Genomic DNA, 13993 nt, shown 5'->3' with positions numbered 1-13993 from the left:
TGAACGCTACTGATCCAGCTCTCGCACCAGCGAATCCACGACAGCGACAAGATCACCCTGCGATTGCGCCGCGACTCGGCGTTGCCGCTGGTAGGAGGCACCGTGGCGGGGAATGTCGGCGACCGAGGCCAATTCGTCCGAGCAGCCCAAACGCTTGGCGGTCGGCTCGAGTTTGTTCAGCAGTTCCATCAGATCGTCTGTGACCAAACGCTCATTGCTGGCGTCGTCGACGATCACGATCGCGTCGAGCCCGTAGCGCGCGGCGCGCCACTTGTTCTCCTGCACGTGCCACGGCGGCAGCGTCGGCAGGTCCTCGCCCGCGTCCAGTCTGCGTTCCAGATCGACGACGAGGCAGTGGATCAGCGCGGCCACCGCGGCCAGTTCGGCCCGGCTGGACAGCCCGTCGCACACCCGGATCTCGATGGTGCCCCATTTGGGCGCCGGCCGGATGTCCCAGTGCATGCCGCCGAGCTGTTCGAACACACCGGTTTTGAGCTGGTCGTGCACGAAACCCTCGAACTGCGGCCAGTTCTCGAACTGGAACGGCAGCCCGGCGGTCGGCAGCTGCTGGAACATCAGCGCGCGGTTGCTGGCGTAGCCGGTGTCGTCACCGGACCACATCGGCGAGGAGGCCGAGAGCGCGAGCAGATGCGGGTACGACAGCAGCAGCGAGTTCAGGATCGGAAAGACCTTGTCCCGGTGCGAGACTCCCACGTGCACGTGCACGCCCCAGATCAGCATCTGGCGGCCCCACCACTGGGTGCGCTCGATCAGCTCGTCGTAATGCGGTGAGCGGGTGAGCTGCTGGGCCGACCACTGCGCGAACGGATGGGTGCCCGCGCAGAACAGGTCGACGCCGAGCGGATCGGCCGCGCGGCGCACCGCGTCCATGGTGCCGCGCAGGTCCTCGACCGCGCCGCCGACCGTGTCGTGCACACCGGTCACCAATTCGACGGTGTTGCGCAGCAATTCCTTGGTCACCTGGGGCGTGCCGTCGTGGGCACGCCGGTCACCGACGGCGTCGAAGACCGCGGAGGCGGTGTTGGACAGATCGCGCGTCACCTTGTCGACGAGCGCGATCTCCCATTCGATGCCGATGGTGGGCCGGGGCGAACCTGGGAAGGGTACCGACTGGATTGCCCCGGCCATGCGCGTCTCGCTAACCGACCACGCCGCAGGCGACCCGGGAGCCCGCGTCACCGGTGGACAGCGTGGTCTCGTCGGGGCCGGTGCCACCCTCGCGGGTGTACCGGGACGGGATGTTGCCGAAGTTGTCGGCGCCGGAGTGCACGATCAGCGCCTTGCCCTTGATGTTGTCCAGGGTGACGGTGTCGGTGCGGGTGACCAGCTTGGCGGTGCCGTCGGCACCGACCTGCAGCGAGGTCAGGTCGCCGCTGGCCGGGTGCGCGTTGGCGGCGCCGACCTGCAGATGACCGCCGGCCGAGGTGAAGTCGCCCTCACAGGTGCCGTTCTGGTGGAAGTGCAGGCCGTGGAAGCCCGGGGTGAGGCCCTGCGCCTCGACGGTGACCACCAGGTGGCTGCCCTCGGTGACGAAGGTCGCGGTGCCGACGCTCGCGCCGGAACCCGACTTGAGCTCGGTCTTCAGACCGCCCGCCGCGGGCGCGCCGTGGTCGCCGCCGCCGTGGTTCGCGGTCGTCGGGGTGCCGTGGCCGCCACCGTGCTCGGTACCGGAACCCGCGGGCGCGGGCGAGCTGGTCCACACCGGCGGCGTGGTTCCCTTGACGTCACTCGACTCCTGGCTGTTGGAGCAAGCGGCGAGCCCGAACGCGGCAACCGCCAGCACCGGGGTCACAATGCGCCAGGACGGGCGACGAGTTGTCGACGTGGCCATCAGGGAACTCCTTTACGAGTACCGAGTTTAACGAGTAAAGCTGGGTGGACAGGGGCTGTACCGCTCAAGATGATGCCACAGCGCACGTTCCCCACTCGGCACCGCGTGCCGAGCCTCGTTCAGCGACCGGTCAGTACGACGACCACGCCCGGCGAGGTGTCGCCGGTCTTCGGCGCGACGGTCCCGCCGATCTCCGCGGCGATCTCGGCGGCCGCGGCCTTGTCGCCCGCGCCGCCGCCGTAGAACACCGTGGTGGTGGTGAGGTTCTCGCCGCTGTAGTTGCCGGTGCTCACGTTGCTCCAGCCCGACGAGGTCAGCTCGCCCGCGGTGCGCGCGGCCAGGCCGGCGACCAGGCTGTTGTTCAGCACCCGCACGGGCACACTCTGGTCGACCGAAGCCGCGGGCGCGGTGCTCGGCGCCGCCGTGGTGGTCGGCGCGACCGTCGTCGTGGTGGTCTTGGCGGTGGTCGGGGCAGCGGCCGCGCTGGTGGTCGTCGCGGCGGCCGTGGTGGCCGGCGCCTGCGCGACCACGCTCGACGTCGTCGTCTCGGTCGGCTCGGCCGAATCGGCGGAGTCGGCATCGGAGTTCGACAACGACATCGCACCCAGACCCGCGAAAACGATGGCCAGGGCGATCAACACCATCGCCAGCGCGCGCAGCGGCGGGCCGCCGGGGGTGGGATTCGGGTTGCTCACCCGCGCAACCCTAGTCGCAACCGGTGCTGTGTGGCCGTCATGTCAGACCTGGAAACCGAGTCGGCGTGCTGCGCGGGCCTTCTGCCTGCTGGCCCGCAGCCTGCGCAGGCGCTTGACCAGCATCGGGTCCGCCGCCAGCGCCTCGTCCTTGTCGACGACCGCGTTGAGCACCTGGTAGTACCTGGTGGCCGACATGGCGAACAGCTCGCGGATCGCGTCTTCCTTGGCGCCCGCGTACTTCCACCATTTGCGTTCGAAGTCGAGGATGTCGAGCTCACGGCGACTCAGCCCGCTGCCGTCGTCGGGGGCCGTGTCCTGTGTGGTTCCCGCCTCGATGTTGCGAGCCGCTGCGCCGTCCATCTTGCTCCCTCGCCGAGTATCACGAGATGAAAATGACGCTTGCACGTCGCGGATCATTCAACCACGCAGGAGCCGGATCCTCCGAGCGATGTCCCGGCGTGTTGACTACGGGCCAGTAGGGTGTCGTACCCCACAGGGGCCGCCGCTCACCCACGCGCGCGACCGGCGATAATGGCGCTCATGGCAATTCTCCCGATCGTGATCGTCGGTGACCCCGTCCTCCACAACCCCACCGCACCGGTGACGGAGACGCCGGCCGAGCTGGCCGACCTGATCGCGGACATGTACGACACCCTGGAGGAGTCCAAGGGTGTCGGCCTGGCGGCCAACCAGGTCGGGGTCGGCAAGCGGCTGTTCGTCTACGACTGCCCCGACTTCGACGCCGCGGGCAAGCCGATCCGCCGCAAGGGCCTGGTGATCAACCCGGTGCTGGAGACCTCCGAGATCCCGGAGACCATGCCCGATCCCGACGACGACGAGGAAGGCTGCCTGTCCGTGCCGGGCGAGCAGTTCCCCACCGGTCGCGCCGACTGGGCCAGGGTCACCGGGACCGACGAGAAGGGCGAGCCGGTCGACATCGAGGGCACCGGCTTCTTCGCCAGGATGCTCCAGCACGAGGTGGGCCACCTCGACGGCTTCCTCTACGTCGACGTGCTGATCGGCCGCAACGCCCGCGCGGCGAAGAAGGCGATCAAGCGCAACGGCTGGGGCACACCGGGTCTGAGCTGGATCCCCGGCACGGTGCCCGACCCGTTCGGCCATGACGACTGAGATCCCCCTCGGCCGCCGCGTCGTCATGCGGTACCAGCTCCCCGAGGGGTATCCCCAGCCGCTCACCGATGTGATCGGCGAGCTGGTGTCGCTGAGTCCGCCGTCGGTGCGCACCGCCGAGGGCGAGCTGGTCTCGGTGGCGCCCGATCGGGTCGTCGCGCTGAAGGCCCTGGGTCCGCGGCCGATTCGCACCAGGGAGATCCGCTCGCTGGAGACCGCGGCGGCCGCCGCCTGGCCGGGCAGCGCGCATCTGTGGATCGACGGCTGGCTCGCGCGGGCGGGCGCCGGATACACCGGGCGCGCGAATTCCGCTGTGCCGCTGGGTGAGTCCGGCGTGCCCGCGGTGCTGTCGATCGACACCATGCACAAGATCGCGGACTGGTACACCGCCAACGGGCTGCCGCTGCTGCTGCAACTGCCCGATCGGCTGGCCCCGGTGCCGCCGGGCTGGAACACCTGGAGCGAGACCGTCGTCCTCGGGCTCGACATCGCGAATTTCGTCCTGCCGCAGGGCCCGTCGATGGTCAAGATCACCGGCGCGCCGAGCGAGAGCTGGCTGCGCACACACCGGTATCGCGGCGAGATCCCGCTCGATCCCGCCGTCCGGGAACCGGACGTCGCGGTCCTCACCTCGGTCATCGACGGCACGCTCGGGTTCGCCTCGCTCGGCCTGCCGGAGGCGCTGGCGATCGGCCGCGGCGCGGTCACCACCGCGCCGGACGGGAGGCGCTGGGTCGGCCTGACCTGTGTCGCGGTGGCGACCGCGCACCGGCGCAACGGCCTGGCCTCGCTGCTGTGCGCCGAGCTGATCCGCTGGGGCGCCGAGCACGGCGCCACCCACGCCTACGTGCAGGTGGAGGTAGGCAACGCCACCGGACTCGCGCTCTACCGCGAGCTCGGCTTCCTGGAACACCACAGCTACCGCTACGCCGCGCCGCCGAGCGCGTCGTAGGAAAGGACCGCGACCCGTGCGTCTCGCCACCTGGAACGTCAACTCGATCCGCTCCCGCGTCGATCGGGTGACCGCCTTCCTCGACCGCCACGACATCGATGTCCTGGCGATCCAGGAGACCAAGTGCCGCGACGACCAGTTCCCCTACGAACAGTTCGACCAGGCGGGCTACGAGGTCGCCCATGTGGGACTGAACCAGTGGAACGGCGTCGCGATCGTGTCCAGGGTCGGGCTCACCGACGTCGAGACCGCGTTCTCCGGGCAGCCCGGTTTCGACAAGAACGCCGGTGACTCGCTGCTCGAATCGCCGGTAGTGGAGGCCAGGGCGATCGGCGCGACCTGCGGCGGAGTGCGGGTGTGGAGCCTGTACGTGCCCAACGGCCGCGCGCTCGACGACCCGCACTACGCGTACAAGCTCGACTGGCTGTCGACCCTGCGCGAGCGGGCGACCGACTGGCTGACCGAGGACCCGGCGGCCAAGATCGCGCTGGTCGGCGACTGGAACATCGCCCCCACCGACGACGACGTGTGGGCCCCGGAGCTCTTCGAGGGCAAGACCCACACCTCCGCGCCCGAGCGGGCCGCGTTCCAGGGCATGCTCGACACCGGCTTCCGCGACGTCATGCGCCCGTTCGCGCCCGGCCCCGGCGTCTACACCTACTGGGACTACACCCAGTTGCGTTTCCCCCGCAAGGAGGGCATGCGCATCGACTTCATCCTGGCCTCCGCCGCCCTCGCCGACCAGGTGAAGGACGCCTCGGTCGACCGGGAGGAGCGCAAGGGCAAGGGCGCCAGCGACCACGCCCCGGTCATCGCGGAGTTCTCCGACTGACCCGGCTCGCGTCGCCCGAGCGGTACCGTGGATGACAGGATCATCCGACCTGCGACGTAGCGGGAGGTGTGCTTGTGGCGTTCTACCAGAAGCTCGGGTTCGTGCCACCGAAGCGGCATACGCAGCATCGGGACGAGCGCGGCAACCTCTACTACGAGGAGCTGATGGGCGAGGAGGGCTTCTCCGGTGACTCCTCGCTGCTCTACCACCGTGGCCTACCGCCCGCGATCGTCGACTCGACCGTGTGGCAGCTCCCCGATCAGTCGCTGACGCCGAATCACCCACTGCGCCACCGTCATCTGCGCCTGCCCGCACTGTTCCCCGGCGACACCCCCGCCAGGACCGACCCGGTGACCGGCCGCAGGCTGCTGCTGGCCAATGCCGACATGCGCATCTCGTATGTGGTCGCCAAGGGCGCGTCCCCGCTGTACCGCAATGCGATCGGCGACGAGCTGGTCTACGTGGAATCCGGTGCGGCCGTGGTGGAGAGCGTGTTCGGCGCGGTCCCGGTCCGGCAGGGCGATCAGCTGATCATGCCGCGCGCGACCACCCACCGCTGGCTGCCCACGGGCGAGGAACCGTTGCGCGCCTATGTGATCGAGGCGTCCAGCCATCTCACCCCGCCCAAGCGCTATCTCTCGAAATTCGGCCAGCTGCTGGAGAATTCGCCCTACTGCGAACGGGACCTGCACGGTCCCGCCGAGCCACTGCTGGCCACCGGCACGGAGGTGGAGGTGCTGGTCAAGCATCGGCCGGGCGCGGAGGTGGTCGGCACCAGGATGATCTACGCGACGCACCCGTTCGATGTGGTCGGCTGGGACGGCTGCCTGTATCCGTACACCTTCAACATCGCCGACTTCGAACCGATCACCGGCCGAGTGCATCAGCCGCCGCCCGCGCACCAGGCGTTCGAGGGGATCAATTTCGTGGTCTGCAATTTCGTACCGCGCAAGGTGGACTATCACCCGCTGTCGATTCCGGTGCCGTACTACCACTCCAATGTCGACTCCGACGAGATCATGTTCTATTGCGGCGGAAACTACGAGGCGCGCCGAGGTTCCGGGATCACCCAGGGTTCGGTGTCGGTGCACCCCGGCGGCTACGCGCACGGCCCGCAGCCCGGCGCCTACGAACGCAGTATCGGCGCCGAGTTCTTCGACGAACTGGCGGTGATGGTCGATACCTTCCGGCCGCTCCAGCTCGGTGAAGGCGCGCTGGCCTGCGAGGATCCGGCCTACGCCTGGACCTGGTCGGGCCGCGGACCGGGGCTGCGATGAGCGGGCGGCTGCTGCGGGTCGAGGTGGCGCCGGACTCGCTGTTCGGGCCGGAGAACCTGCCCTACGGCGTTTTCGCGCCGCCAGGGGGCGGCTTCCGGGTCGGCGCCCGGCTGGGCGATACCGTGCTCGACCTCGTCGCGCTGCTCGGCGATCCGGTCTTAGCCCAGCCGTCCATGAACGCCTTCCTGGCCTCCGGGCCCGACCACTGGCGGACGGTCCGCGACCGGCTGCGGGAGCTGGCCGGCACCGAGCTGCCGATCGAGGCGGTGCACCCGGTCAACGGCGTGGAGATGGCGCTGCCGATCCACATCGGCGACTACGTCGACTTCTACGCGAGCATCGACCACGCCACCAATCTCGGCAGGCTGTTCCGGCCGGACAGCGAACCGCTGCTGCCGAATTGGCGACATCTGCCGGTGGGTTACCACGGCCGGGCCGGCACCGTCGTGGTGTCGGGGACGCCGATCATCCGGCCGCTGGGTCAGCGCCGCACCGATTCGGCCACACCGGATTTCGGGCCGTCGCGGCGGCTGGATATCGAGGCCGAGCTGGGTTTCGTGGTCGGCACCGGGTCACCGCTCGGCGTTCCGGTGCGCGTCGACGAATTCAGCGACCACGTCTTCGGCGTCGCCCTGGTCAACGACTGGTCGGCCCGCGACATCCAGGCCTGGGAGTACCAGCCGCTCGGCCCGTTCCTGGGCAAGTCGTTCAGCACGTCGCTCGCGGCGTGGATCACCCCGCTCGCCGCCCTGGCCGACGCCCGCGTCCCGCTGCCGCCGCAGGACCCGCCACCCCTGCCCTACCTGCGGGGCAGCGACGACCACGGCCTCGACATCGACCTGGCCGTCCGCTGGAACGGCGAGGTCGTCGCACACCCGCCCTATGCGCGGATGTACTGGTCACCGGCGCAGATGCTCGCTCACCTCACCGCCAACGGCGCCTCGATCCGGCCCGGCGACCTCTACGCCTCCGGCACGATCTCCGGACCGGAGACCGATCAGCGCGGTTCGTTCATCGAGCTGTCCTGGGGCGGAACGCAACCCGTCACCGTGCGCGGCGAATCCCGGACCTTCCTGGCCGACGGCGACGAGGTGACGATCACCGCCACCGCCCCCGGCACGGCGGGCCGCCGCATCGGCCTCGGCGAGGTCAGCGGCCGAATCCTGCCCTCGCGGACGCCCTGACCACCCGGGTGACCCGGCTTCGATGATCACCCCGGCAACCACCCAGGGGCGGAGATGGTAGTGGTACAACCTCCACCTTGGGGTGGTATCGAGCATATTTCTTTGCGGGATACGGTGACGTCCGACGATCCCTAGCAGAGAGCCCGACGATGTTGACGAGAATCGCCCGCGCCGCCGTGGCCCGACCACGACTGGTCGTCGCGGTCGCACTGTTGCTGATGATCCTGAGCGGCGCCATCGGCGCCACCGTGCACTCGCACATGAAGTCGGGCGGATTCGTCACCGACGATCTCGACTCGGTGCAGGCGAGCCAGTACCTGAGCGACCACTTCCCCGGCTCCGAGCCGAATTACGTGCTGCTGGTGACCGCCGAGGACGGCGCCGATTCGCCGGCCGCGCGCGCCGCCGCGGACACCGCGATCGCCCAGCTGCGCGGCCACTCCGACATCGTCAGCGGGGTGCAGTCGTACTGGACCTCGCGCCCCGATCTCCAGCAGGCGCTGCGCAGCAAGGACGGCAAGCGAGCGCTCATCCTGGCCAGCATCGAGGGTGACGACGCCCAGCTGCCGGACCGCGCGGGCAAGCTCAGCGAGGAACTCCGGGTCGACAGCGGGCCGGTGACGGTCGAAGCGGGCGGGCTCGCCGCCTCGTTCTCCGATATCAACACCCAGATCAGCAAGGACCTGGTGATCGCCGAGGCCGTCGCCATCCCGGTGACGGGCCTGCTGCTGGCCCTGGTGTTCGGCAGTGTCGTGGCCGCGGCGCTGCCCATCGCGATCGGCCTGTTCGCCATCGCGGCGGCGCTGGGCATCCTGCGCGTGCTGACCGCCGTCACCGACGTGTCGATCTTCGCGCTGAACATGACCACCGCGCTCGGGCTGGCGCTGGCGATCGACTACAGCCTGTTCATCGTCAGCCGGTACCGCGAGGAGCTGACCGCCGGCGCCACCCCGGCCGCCGCCGTACAGCGGGCGATCCAGACCGCGGGCCGCACGGTGGTCTACTCGGCGCTGGTCGTCGCGCTGTCGCTGTCGGCGCTGCTGGTGTTCCCGCAGTACTTCTTCAAGTCGTTCGCCTACGCGGGTATCGCGGTGGTCGCCGCCGCCACCGCCGCCGCGGTGATCGTGCTGCCCGCGCTGCTCATCCTGGTCGGTGACCGGATCGACACGATCGACCTGCGCGCACCGCTGCGCGGGCTGTTCCGGCGGCCGCCGCGGGTGGACAAGCTGCCCCAGCAGACGTTCTGGTATCGCCTGGTCACCGCCGTGATGAAGCGGCCGCTGCCGATCGCGCTGGCGACCACCGCGTTCCTGCTGCTGCTCGGGTCGCCGTTCCTCGGCGTCCAGTTCGGCTACCCCGACGACCGGTCGCTGCCCACCGGCGTGGCCAGTCGCGAGGTCGGTGACGTGCTGCGCACCGAGTTCGACGCCGACATGGCCGCGAGCGCGACCATCGTGCTGCCGGAGTTCCACGGCACCCCCGCCGAGCTGGACGGCTATGCCCTCGCCCTGTCCAAGGTGCCGGACGTGCCCGCCGTGCTCAGCAGCGCGGCCGTCTATCGCAACGGCTGGCGGGTGGCCTCGGGCGTGCCGGAGATGTCGGACCCGTCGGCGGGCGCGTACCTGTCGGTCGCAACCACGCTCGACCCCTACTCCGACGCGGGCCGGATCCAGCTCGACGCGATCCGGGCCGTCCCCGCACCGTCGGAGGCCCTGGTCACCGGTCCCGCCGCGCTCAATCAGGACTCCGTCACCGCGATCACCGGCAAGCTGCCGCTGGCAGGCGCGCTGATCGCGATCACCACCCTGGTGCTGCTGTTCCTGTTCACCGGCAGCGTGGTGCTCCCGGTGAAGGCGCTGGCGTTGAACATCCTCTCGCTGGCGGCGACGTTCGGCGCGATGGTGTGGATCTTCCAGGAGGGCAACCTGTCGGGGCTGCTCGGTTTCACCTCCACCGGCACGCTCAACCTGGCCATGCCGATCCTCATGTTCAGCCTGGCCTTCGGCGCCTCGATGGACTACGAGGTGTTCCTGCTCTCCCGGATCCGGGAGGAATGGCTGGCCGGGCCCAAGACCACCGAGGGCAATACCGAGGCCGTCGCGATGGGTGTGGCCCGCACCGGCCGCATCTTCACCGCCGCCGCGCTGCTCATGAGCATCGTGTTCCTCGGCGTGGCGACCTCCGGCGTGTCGATGATGAAGCTGTTCGGTCTCGGCTGCGCACTGGCCGTGATCAGCGACGCCACCGTCATCCGCGGCCTGCTCGCGCCCGCCCTGATGCGGATGATGGGCACCTGGAACTGGTGGGCGCCCAAGCCGCTGGTGCGGCTGCACGACCGGTTCGGGCTGCACGAGGCCGACGAGCCCACCGTCGACAAGGTCGACCGGCCCGAGCCCACCCCGGTCTCGGTCTGAGCCGAGCGCGGCCCGCGCGGGACTTCCCGAGCGGGCCGCGCACCACGGCGGGTATCGTCGGCCCGGAAAATTTCACACACGCCAACGGGGGCTCGCACCAGCGGGCTGAGAGGACGGCTAGCCCATTTCTCGGGCGATCAGGGCCGTCGACCGTATGAACCTGACCGGGTAATGCCGGCGTAGGGAGGAATCACCATGGGCACAGCCACGTCTTCGACCGGGGCGGTCGACACCGTCACCACCGGGCCGATCCAGGGCAGCGTCAAGCACTACCAAGAGGTCGACGGCCTGCGCATCCCGGTGCGCCGGATCAACCTGACCAACGGCGAGCACTTCGACGTCTTCGACACCTCCGGCCCGTACACCGACGACAACGCGGTGATCGATCTCGAGGCCGGCCTGCCGAAGCTGCGCGACGAGTGGGACAAGCCCGCCGTCGACGGCCCGCCGACCCAGCTCGCCTGGGCCCGCCAGGGCATCATCACCGCGGAGATGCGCTTCATCGCCGCCCGCGAGGGCGTCTCGCCGGAGCTGGTGCGCGACGAGGTCGCCGCCGGTCGCGCGGTGATCCCGGCCAATCACAAGCACCCCGAGCTGGAGCCGACCATCATCGGCAAGAAGTTCCTGGTGAAGATCAACGCCAATATCGGCAACTCGGCGGTGACATCGTCGATCGCCGAAGAGGTCGAGAAGATGGTGTGGGCCTCGCGCTGGGGCGCCGACACCATCATGGACCTGTCGACCGGCAAGAACATCCACGAGACCCGCGAGTGGATCCTGCGCAACTCCCCCGTCCCGATCGGCACCGTGCCGATCTACCAGGCGCTGGAGAAGGTCAACGGTGATCCCACCAAGCTCACCTGGGAGATGTACCGCGACACCGTGATCGAGCAGTGCGAGCAGGGCGTCGACTACATGACCGTGCACGCGGGCGTGCTGCTGCGCTACATCCCGCTGACCGCCAAGCGCGTCACCGGCATCGTCTCGCGCGGTGGCTCGATCATGGCCGCGTGGTGTCTGGCGCATCATCAGGAATCGTTCCTGTACACGCACTTCCGTGAGCTCTGCGAGATCCTCGCGAAGTACGACGTCACCTTCTCCCTCGGTGACGGCCTGCGTCCCGGCTCCATCGCCGACGCCAACGACGAGGCCCAGTTCGCCGAGCTGCGCACCCTCGGCGAGCTCACCAAGATCGCGAAATCCTATGGCGTGCAGGTGATGATCGAGGGCCCCGGCCACGTGCCGATGCACAAGATCGTCGAGAACGTGAAGCTCGAGGAAGAGCTGTGCGAGGAGGCGCCGTTCTACACCCTCGGCCCGCTGGCCACCGATATCGCGCCCGCCTATGACCACATCACCTCGGCCATCGGGGCCGCGATCATCGCCCAGGCGGGCACCGCGATGCTCTGCTACGTCACGCCGAAGGAGCATCTGGGCCTGCCCAACCGCGACGACGTCAAGGTCGGCGTGATCACCTACAAGATCGCCGCCCACGCCGCCGACCTCGCCAAGGGGCACCCGCACGCGCAGGACCGCGACAACGAATTGTCCAAGGCGCGTTTCGAATTCCGCTGGCACGACCAGTTCGCGCTCTCGCTCGACCCGGACACCGCCCGCGAATACCACGACGAGACGCTGCCCGCCGAGCCCGCCAAGACCGCGCACTTCTGCTCCATGTGCGGTCCGAAGTTCTGCTCCATGCGGATCTCCGCCGACGTGCGCGAGTACGCCGAGAAGCAGGGTCTGACCGACGTGGCCGCCATCGAGGCGGGCATGGCCGAGAAGTCGGCCGAGTTCGCCGACCAGGGCAACAAGGTCTACCTGCCCGTCGTCTGATTCCGAGGTCCCCGGGACCGGCACGGCTGCGCCGCGCCGGTCCCGGCCCTTTCCGGGGCTAGCATTGTTCCGGCACAGAGCACCTGTGCGCAGCCTTTTCTGTACCGACCGGAAAGGGATCACTCGCATGTGCACTTCGTTCACCGTCACCGCCGCGGACGGTTCGGTCACCGCCGGACGGACCATGGAATTCGCCTTCGATCTCGAATCGCGCCTGCTCGTCTTCCCCCGGGGCATGTCGTACCAGGCCAAGAGCCCCGATCCCGACGCTCCCGGCTATTCCTGGCGCGGCTCCTACGGCACCGTCGGCATGAATCTGCTGGACCGCGACTGCCTGCTCGACGGCGTGAACGAAGCCGGTCTGTATTTCGGCGCGCTGTACCTGCCGAACTTCACCGAATACCAAGCGGTGCCGGTCGGCCGCGAATCCGAGTCGATGTCGCAGATCCACGATGTCGGCAATTACCTGCTGTCCACCTGCGCGTCGGTGAGCGAGGCGGCGGCCGCCCTGGAACGGGTGCTGGTGTGGGGCCAGCCCGATCCCAGCACCGGAGCGCCCATCGAACTGCACTACACCCTGCACGACGCGAGCGGCAATTCGCTGGTCGCCGAATACATCGACGGCGAACTCCGACTGCACGACAATCCGCTGTCGGTCCTGACGAATTCGCCCCCGTTCGAATGGCATCTGCTCAACACCGGCAATTACGTCAATCTCTCTGCCGTCAATGTCCCCGACCTGCCGCTGTCGGGATACGACGTGAGCGCCCTCGGCCAGGGCAGCGGAATGCTCGGCCTCCCCGGCGATTTCACCCCGCCTTCCCGCTTCGTCCGCGCGGTCGCCCTCACCCAGGCCGCCGAACCGGCCCCCGACGCACCCGGCTCCGCCATCGTCGCCGCCCACATCCTCGACAGCTTCGACATCCCCAAGGGCTTCGTCCGTGCCGGCGACAGCGGCCCCGACTCGATCGAATACACGGAATGGTCGGTCATCGCCACCCTCGCCGCCGACCACCGCCGCTATCTCGTCCGCTTCTACGACAGCCCGGTCTGGTGCGCGGTCGACCTGGCCGAACTCGACTTCGACCAGGCCGGGGTCACCACCGTCGACACCGGAGCGGCCTGGTGCGTCGACATCACACCCTCGACCTGACCCGGGACCGGGGCGTGAAGCTCACCAGTCGTCGAGGTAGTAGAGGGTCAGGGAAACGGTGCCGTCGGGAAGTTCCCTGAGGCTGATGCTGGTTTCGTGGCGGTCCAGGGGCCAGCCTTCGAGGGGGCACTCGCCCCACCAGTAGCCGTCGGTGGGGGTGGTTCCGCGGTTGTGTTCGAAGGTGCAGGAGCGGGTGTCGGCGAAGTGGCCGCGGAGGCGGTCGGTGATCTGGGCGGGGGTCGTGTCGGTGGCGCCGATGGCGAATTCGCGGGTGCAGCTGCTGTTCGACGAGAGGGAGGCGCAGTAGCCCGGCGCGGTCGAGCGCACGGAGAGTTCGGCGGGCAGCGGCTGGATCGCCGTAGAAGACCCACCGGCTGATCACCGCGTACTGCGCGAACGCGAGCGCGCCGAGCAGCCCGAGCCCGATCAGCAGACCCCGCCGGGTCGCCGCGATCAGCGGCCAGAGCACCAGCGGCAGGAAGAGCAGACTGAACCACACCACCAGGCGACCGTATTCGAGGGGCCCGGTGGTCCGCAGGCGATAGCGGCACGGCGACCCGCGCCCGGCGCGACCTGACGGGCAGCTGCTGTCCTATCGACTTTCGTAGGGGGTGACGGCGCCGTTCGGCGGGTTCGCCGGGGTGGGCCGGATACCTAGCTTCGTGGT

Annotated in this window: 13 protein-coding genes and 1 riboswitch; of the genes, 8 read left to right on the top strand and 5 right to left on the bottom strand. The window is 69.2% G+C overall.

Annotation, left to right across the window (positions count from 1 at the left end; genetic code table 11):
* Positions 1–6: 6 nt before the first annotated feature.
* From ACFVW6_RS02540 to ACFVW6_RS02525, 4 genes are all read right to left on the bottom strand, one after another.
* A complete protein-coding gene (locus ACFVW6_RS02540; protein ID WP_355274388.1) occupies positions 7–1149 on the bottom strand; it encodes a glutamate--cysteine ligase in 1143 nt (380 codons plus the stop codon).
* A gap of 10 nt (positions 1150–1159) precedes the next feature.
* Entirely contained in the window at positions 1160–1852 is a 693-nt protein-coding gene (locus ACFVW6_RS02535) for a superoxide dismutase family protein (protein WP_357342350.1), read from the bottom strand.
* 119 nt (positions 1853–1971) lie between these two features.
* On the bottom strand, positions 1972–2547 hold the full coding sequence (locus ACFVW6_RS02530) for a LytR C-terminal domain-containing protein (RefSeq protein WP_378824086.1): 576 nt from the start codon (positions 2545–2547) through the stop codon (positions 1972–1974).
* A gap of 42 nt (positions 2548–2589) precedes the next feature.
* Positions 2590–2907, bottom strand: coding sequence for a DUF3263 domain-containing protein (locus tag ACFVW6_RS02525; protein WP_378824087.1), 318 nt, complete (start codon positions 2905–2907; stop codon positions 2590–2592).
* A 180-nt stretch (positions 2908–3087) separates the two neighbouring features.
* Between ACFVW6_RS02525 and ACFVW6_RS02520 the strand changes: the two genes are divergently transcribed.
* The 8 genes from ACFVW6_RS02520 (at position 3088) to ACFVW6_RS02485 (ending at position 13326) form a co-directional block, all read left to right on the top strand.
* On the top strand, positions 3088–3678 hold the full coding sequence (locus tag ACFVW6_RS02520) for a peptide deformylase (RefSeq protein ID WP_355274398.1): 591 nt from the start codon (positions 3088–3090) through the stop codon (positions 3676–3678).
* Positions 3668–4630, top strand: a complete 963-nt coding sequence (locus ACFVW6_RS02515) for a GNAT family N-acetyltransferase (RefSeq protein WP_378824088.1) — start codon at positions 3668–3670, stop codon at positions 4628–4630. Before ACFVW6_RS02520 ends, ACFVW6_RS02515 begins: the two co-directional genes overlap by 11 nt.
* Positions 4631–4646: 16 nt before the next feature.
* Positions 4647–5462, top strand: a complete 816-nt coding sequence (locus ACFVW6_RS02510) for an exodeoxyribonuclease III (protein ID WP_355274404.1) — start codon at positions 4647–4649, stop codon at positions 5460–5462.
* Positions 5463–5536: 74 nt separating this feature from the next.
* Entirely contained in the window at positions 5537–6739 is a 1203-nt protein-coding gene (locus ACFVW6_RS02505) for a homogentisate 1,2-dioxygenase (RefSeq protein WP_378824089.1), read from the top strand.
* Positions 6736–7923 carry a fumarylacetoacetase gene (fahA, locus tag ACFVW6_RS02500; protein WP_378824090.1) on the top strand — a complete coding sequence of 396 codons (1188 nt, stop codon included), beginning with the start codon at positions 6736–6738 and terminating at the stop codon, positions 7921–7923. The genes ACFVW6_RS02505 and fahA overlap by 4 nt, the downstream gene beginning before the upstream one ends.
* A 149-nt stretch (positions 7924–8072) precedes the next feature.
* Positions 8073–10337 (top strand): MMPL family transporter, encoded by a 2265-nt coding sequence (locus tag ACFVW6_RS02495; RefSeq protein WP_378824091.1) that lies wholly within the window; start codon positions 8073–8075, stop codon positions 10335–10337.
* A gap of 74 nt (positions 10338–10411) precedes the next feature.
* A riboswitch (TPP riboswitch) is annotated at positions 10412–10540 on the top strand.
* Positions 10533–12173: a phosphomethylpyrimidine synthase ThiC gene (thiC, locus tag ACFVW6_RS02490; RefSeq protein ID WP_378824092.1), complete on the top strand. Its 1641-nt coding sequence runs from the start codon at positions 10533–10535 to the stop codon at positions 12171–12173. (Overlaps the previous riboswitch by 8 nt.)
* A 127-nt stretch (positions 12174–12300) precedes the next feature.
* Positions 12301–13326 carry a linear amide C-N hydrolase gene (locus ACFVW6_RS02485; protein WP_378824093.1) on the top strand — a complete coding sequence of 342 codons (1026 nt, stop codon included), beginning with the start codon at positions 12301–12303 and terminating at the stop codon, positions 13324–13326.
* 21 nt (positions 13327–13347) lie between these two features.
* On the opposite strand, the gene ACFVW6_RS02480 is transcribed toward ACFVW6_RS02485, so the two are convergent.
* The gene (locus ACFVW6_RS02480; RefSeq protein WP_378824094.1) at positions 13348–13653 is read right to left on the bottom strand and encodes a hypothetical protein; all 306 of its coding nucleotides are present in this window, start codon (positions 13651–13653) and stop codon (positions 13348–13350) included.
* Between the last annotated feature and the right edge of the window lie 340 nt (positions 13654–13993).

This window comes from Nocardia sp. NPDC058244, from assembly GCF_042882065.1.
In the GTDB taxonomy this organism is placed as follows: Bacteria; Actinomycetota; Actinomycetes; order Mycobacteriales; family Mycobacteriaceae; genus Nocardia.
Note: the sequence above shows the minus strand (reverse complement) of the source record. Positions and strands in the feature narration are given on the sequence as shown.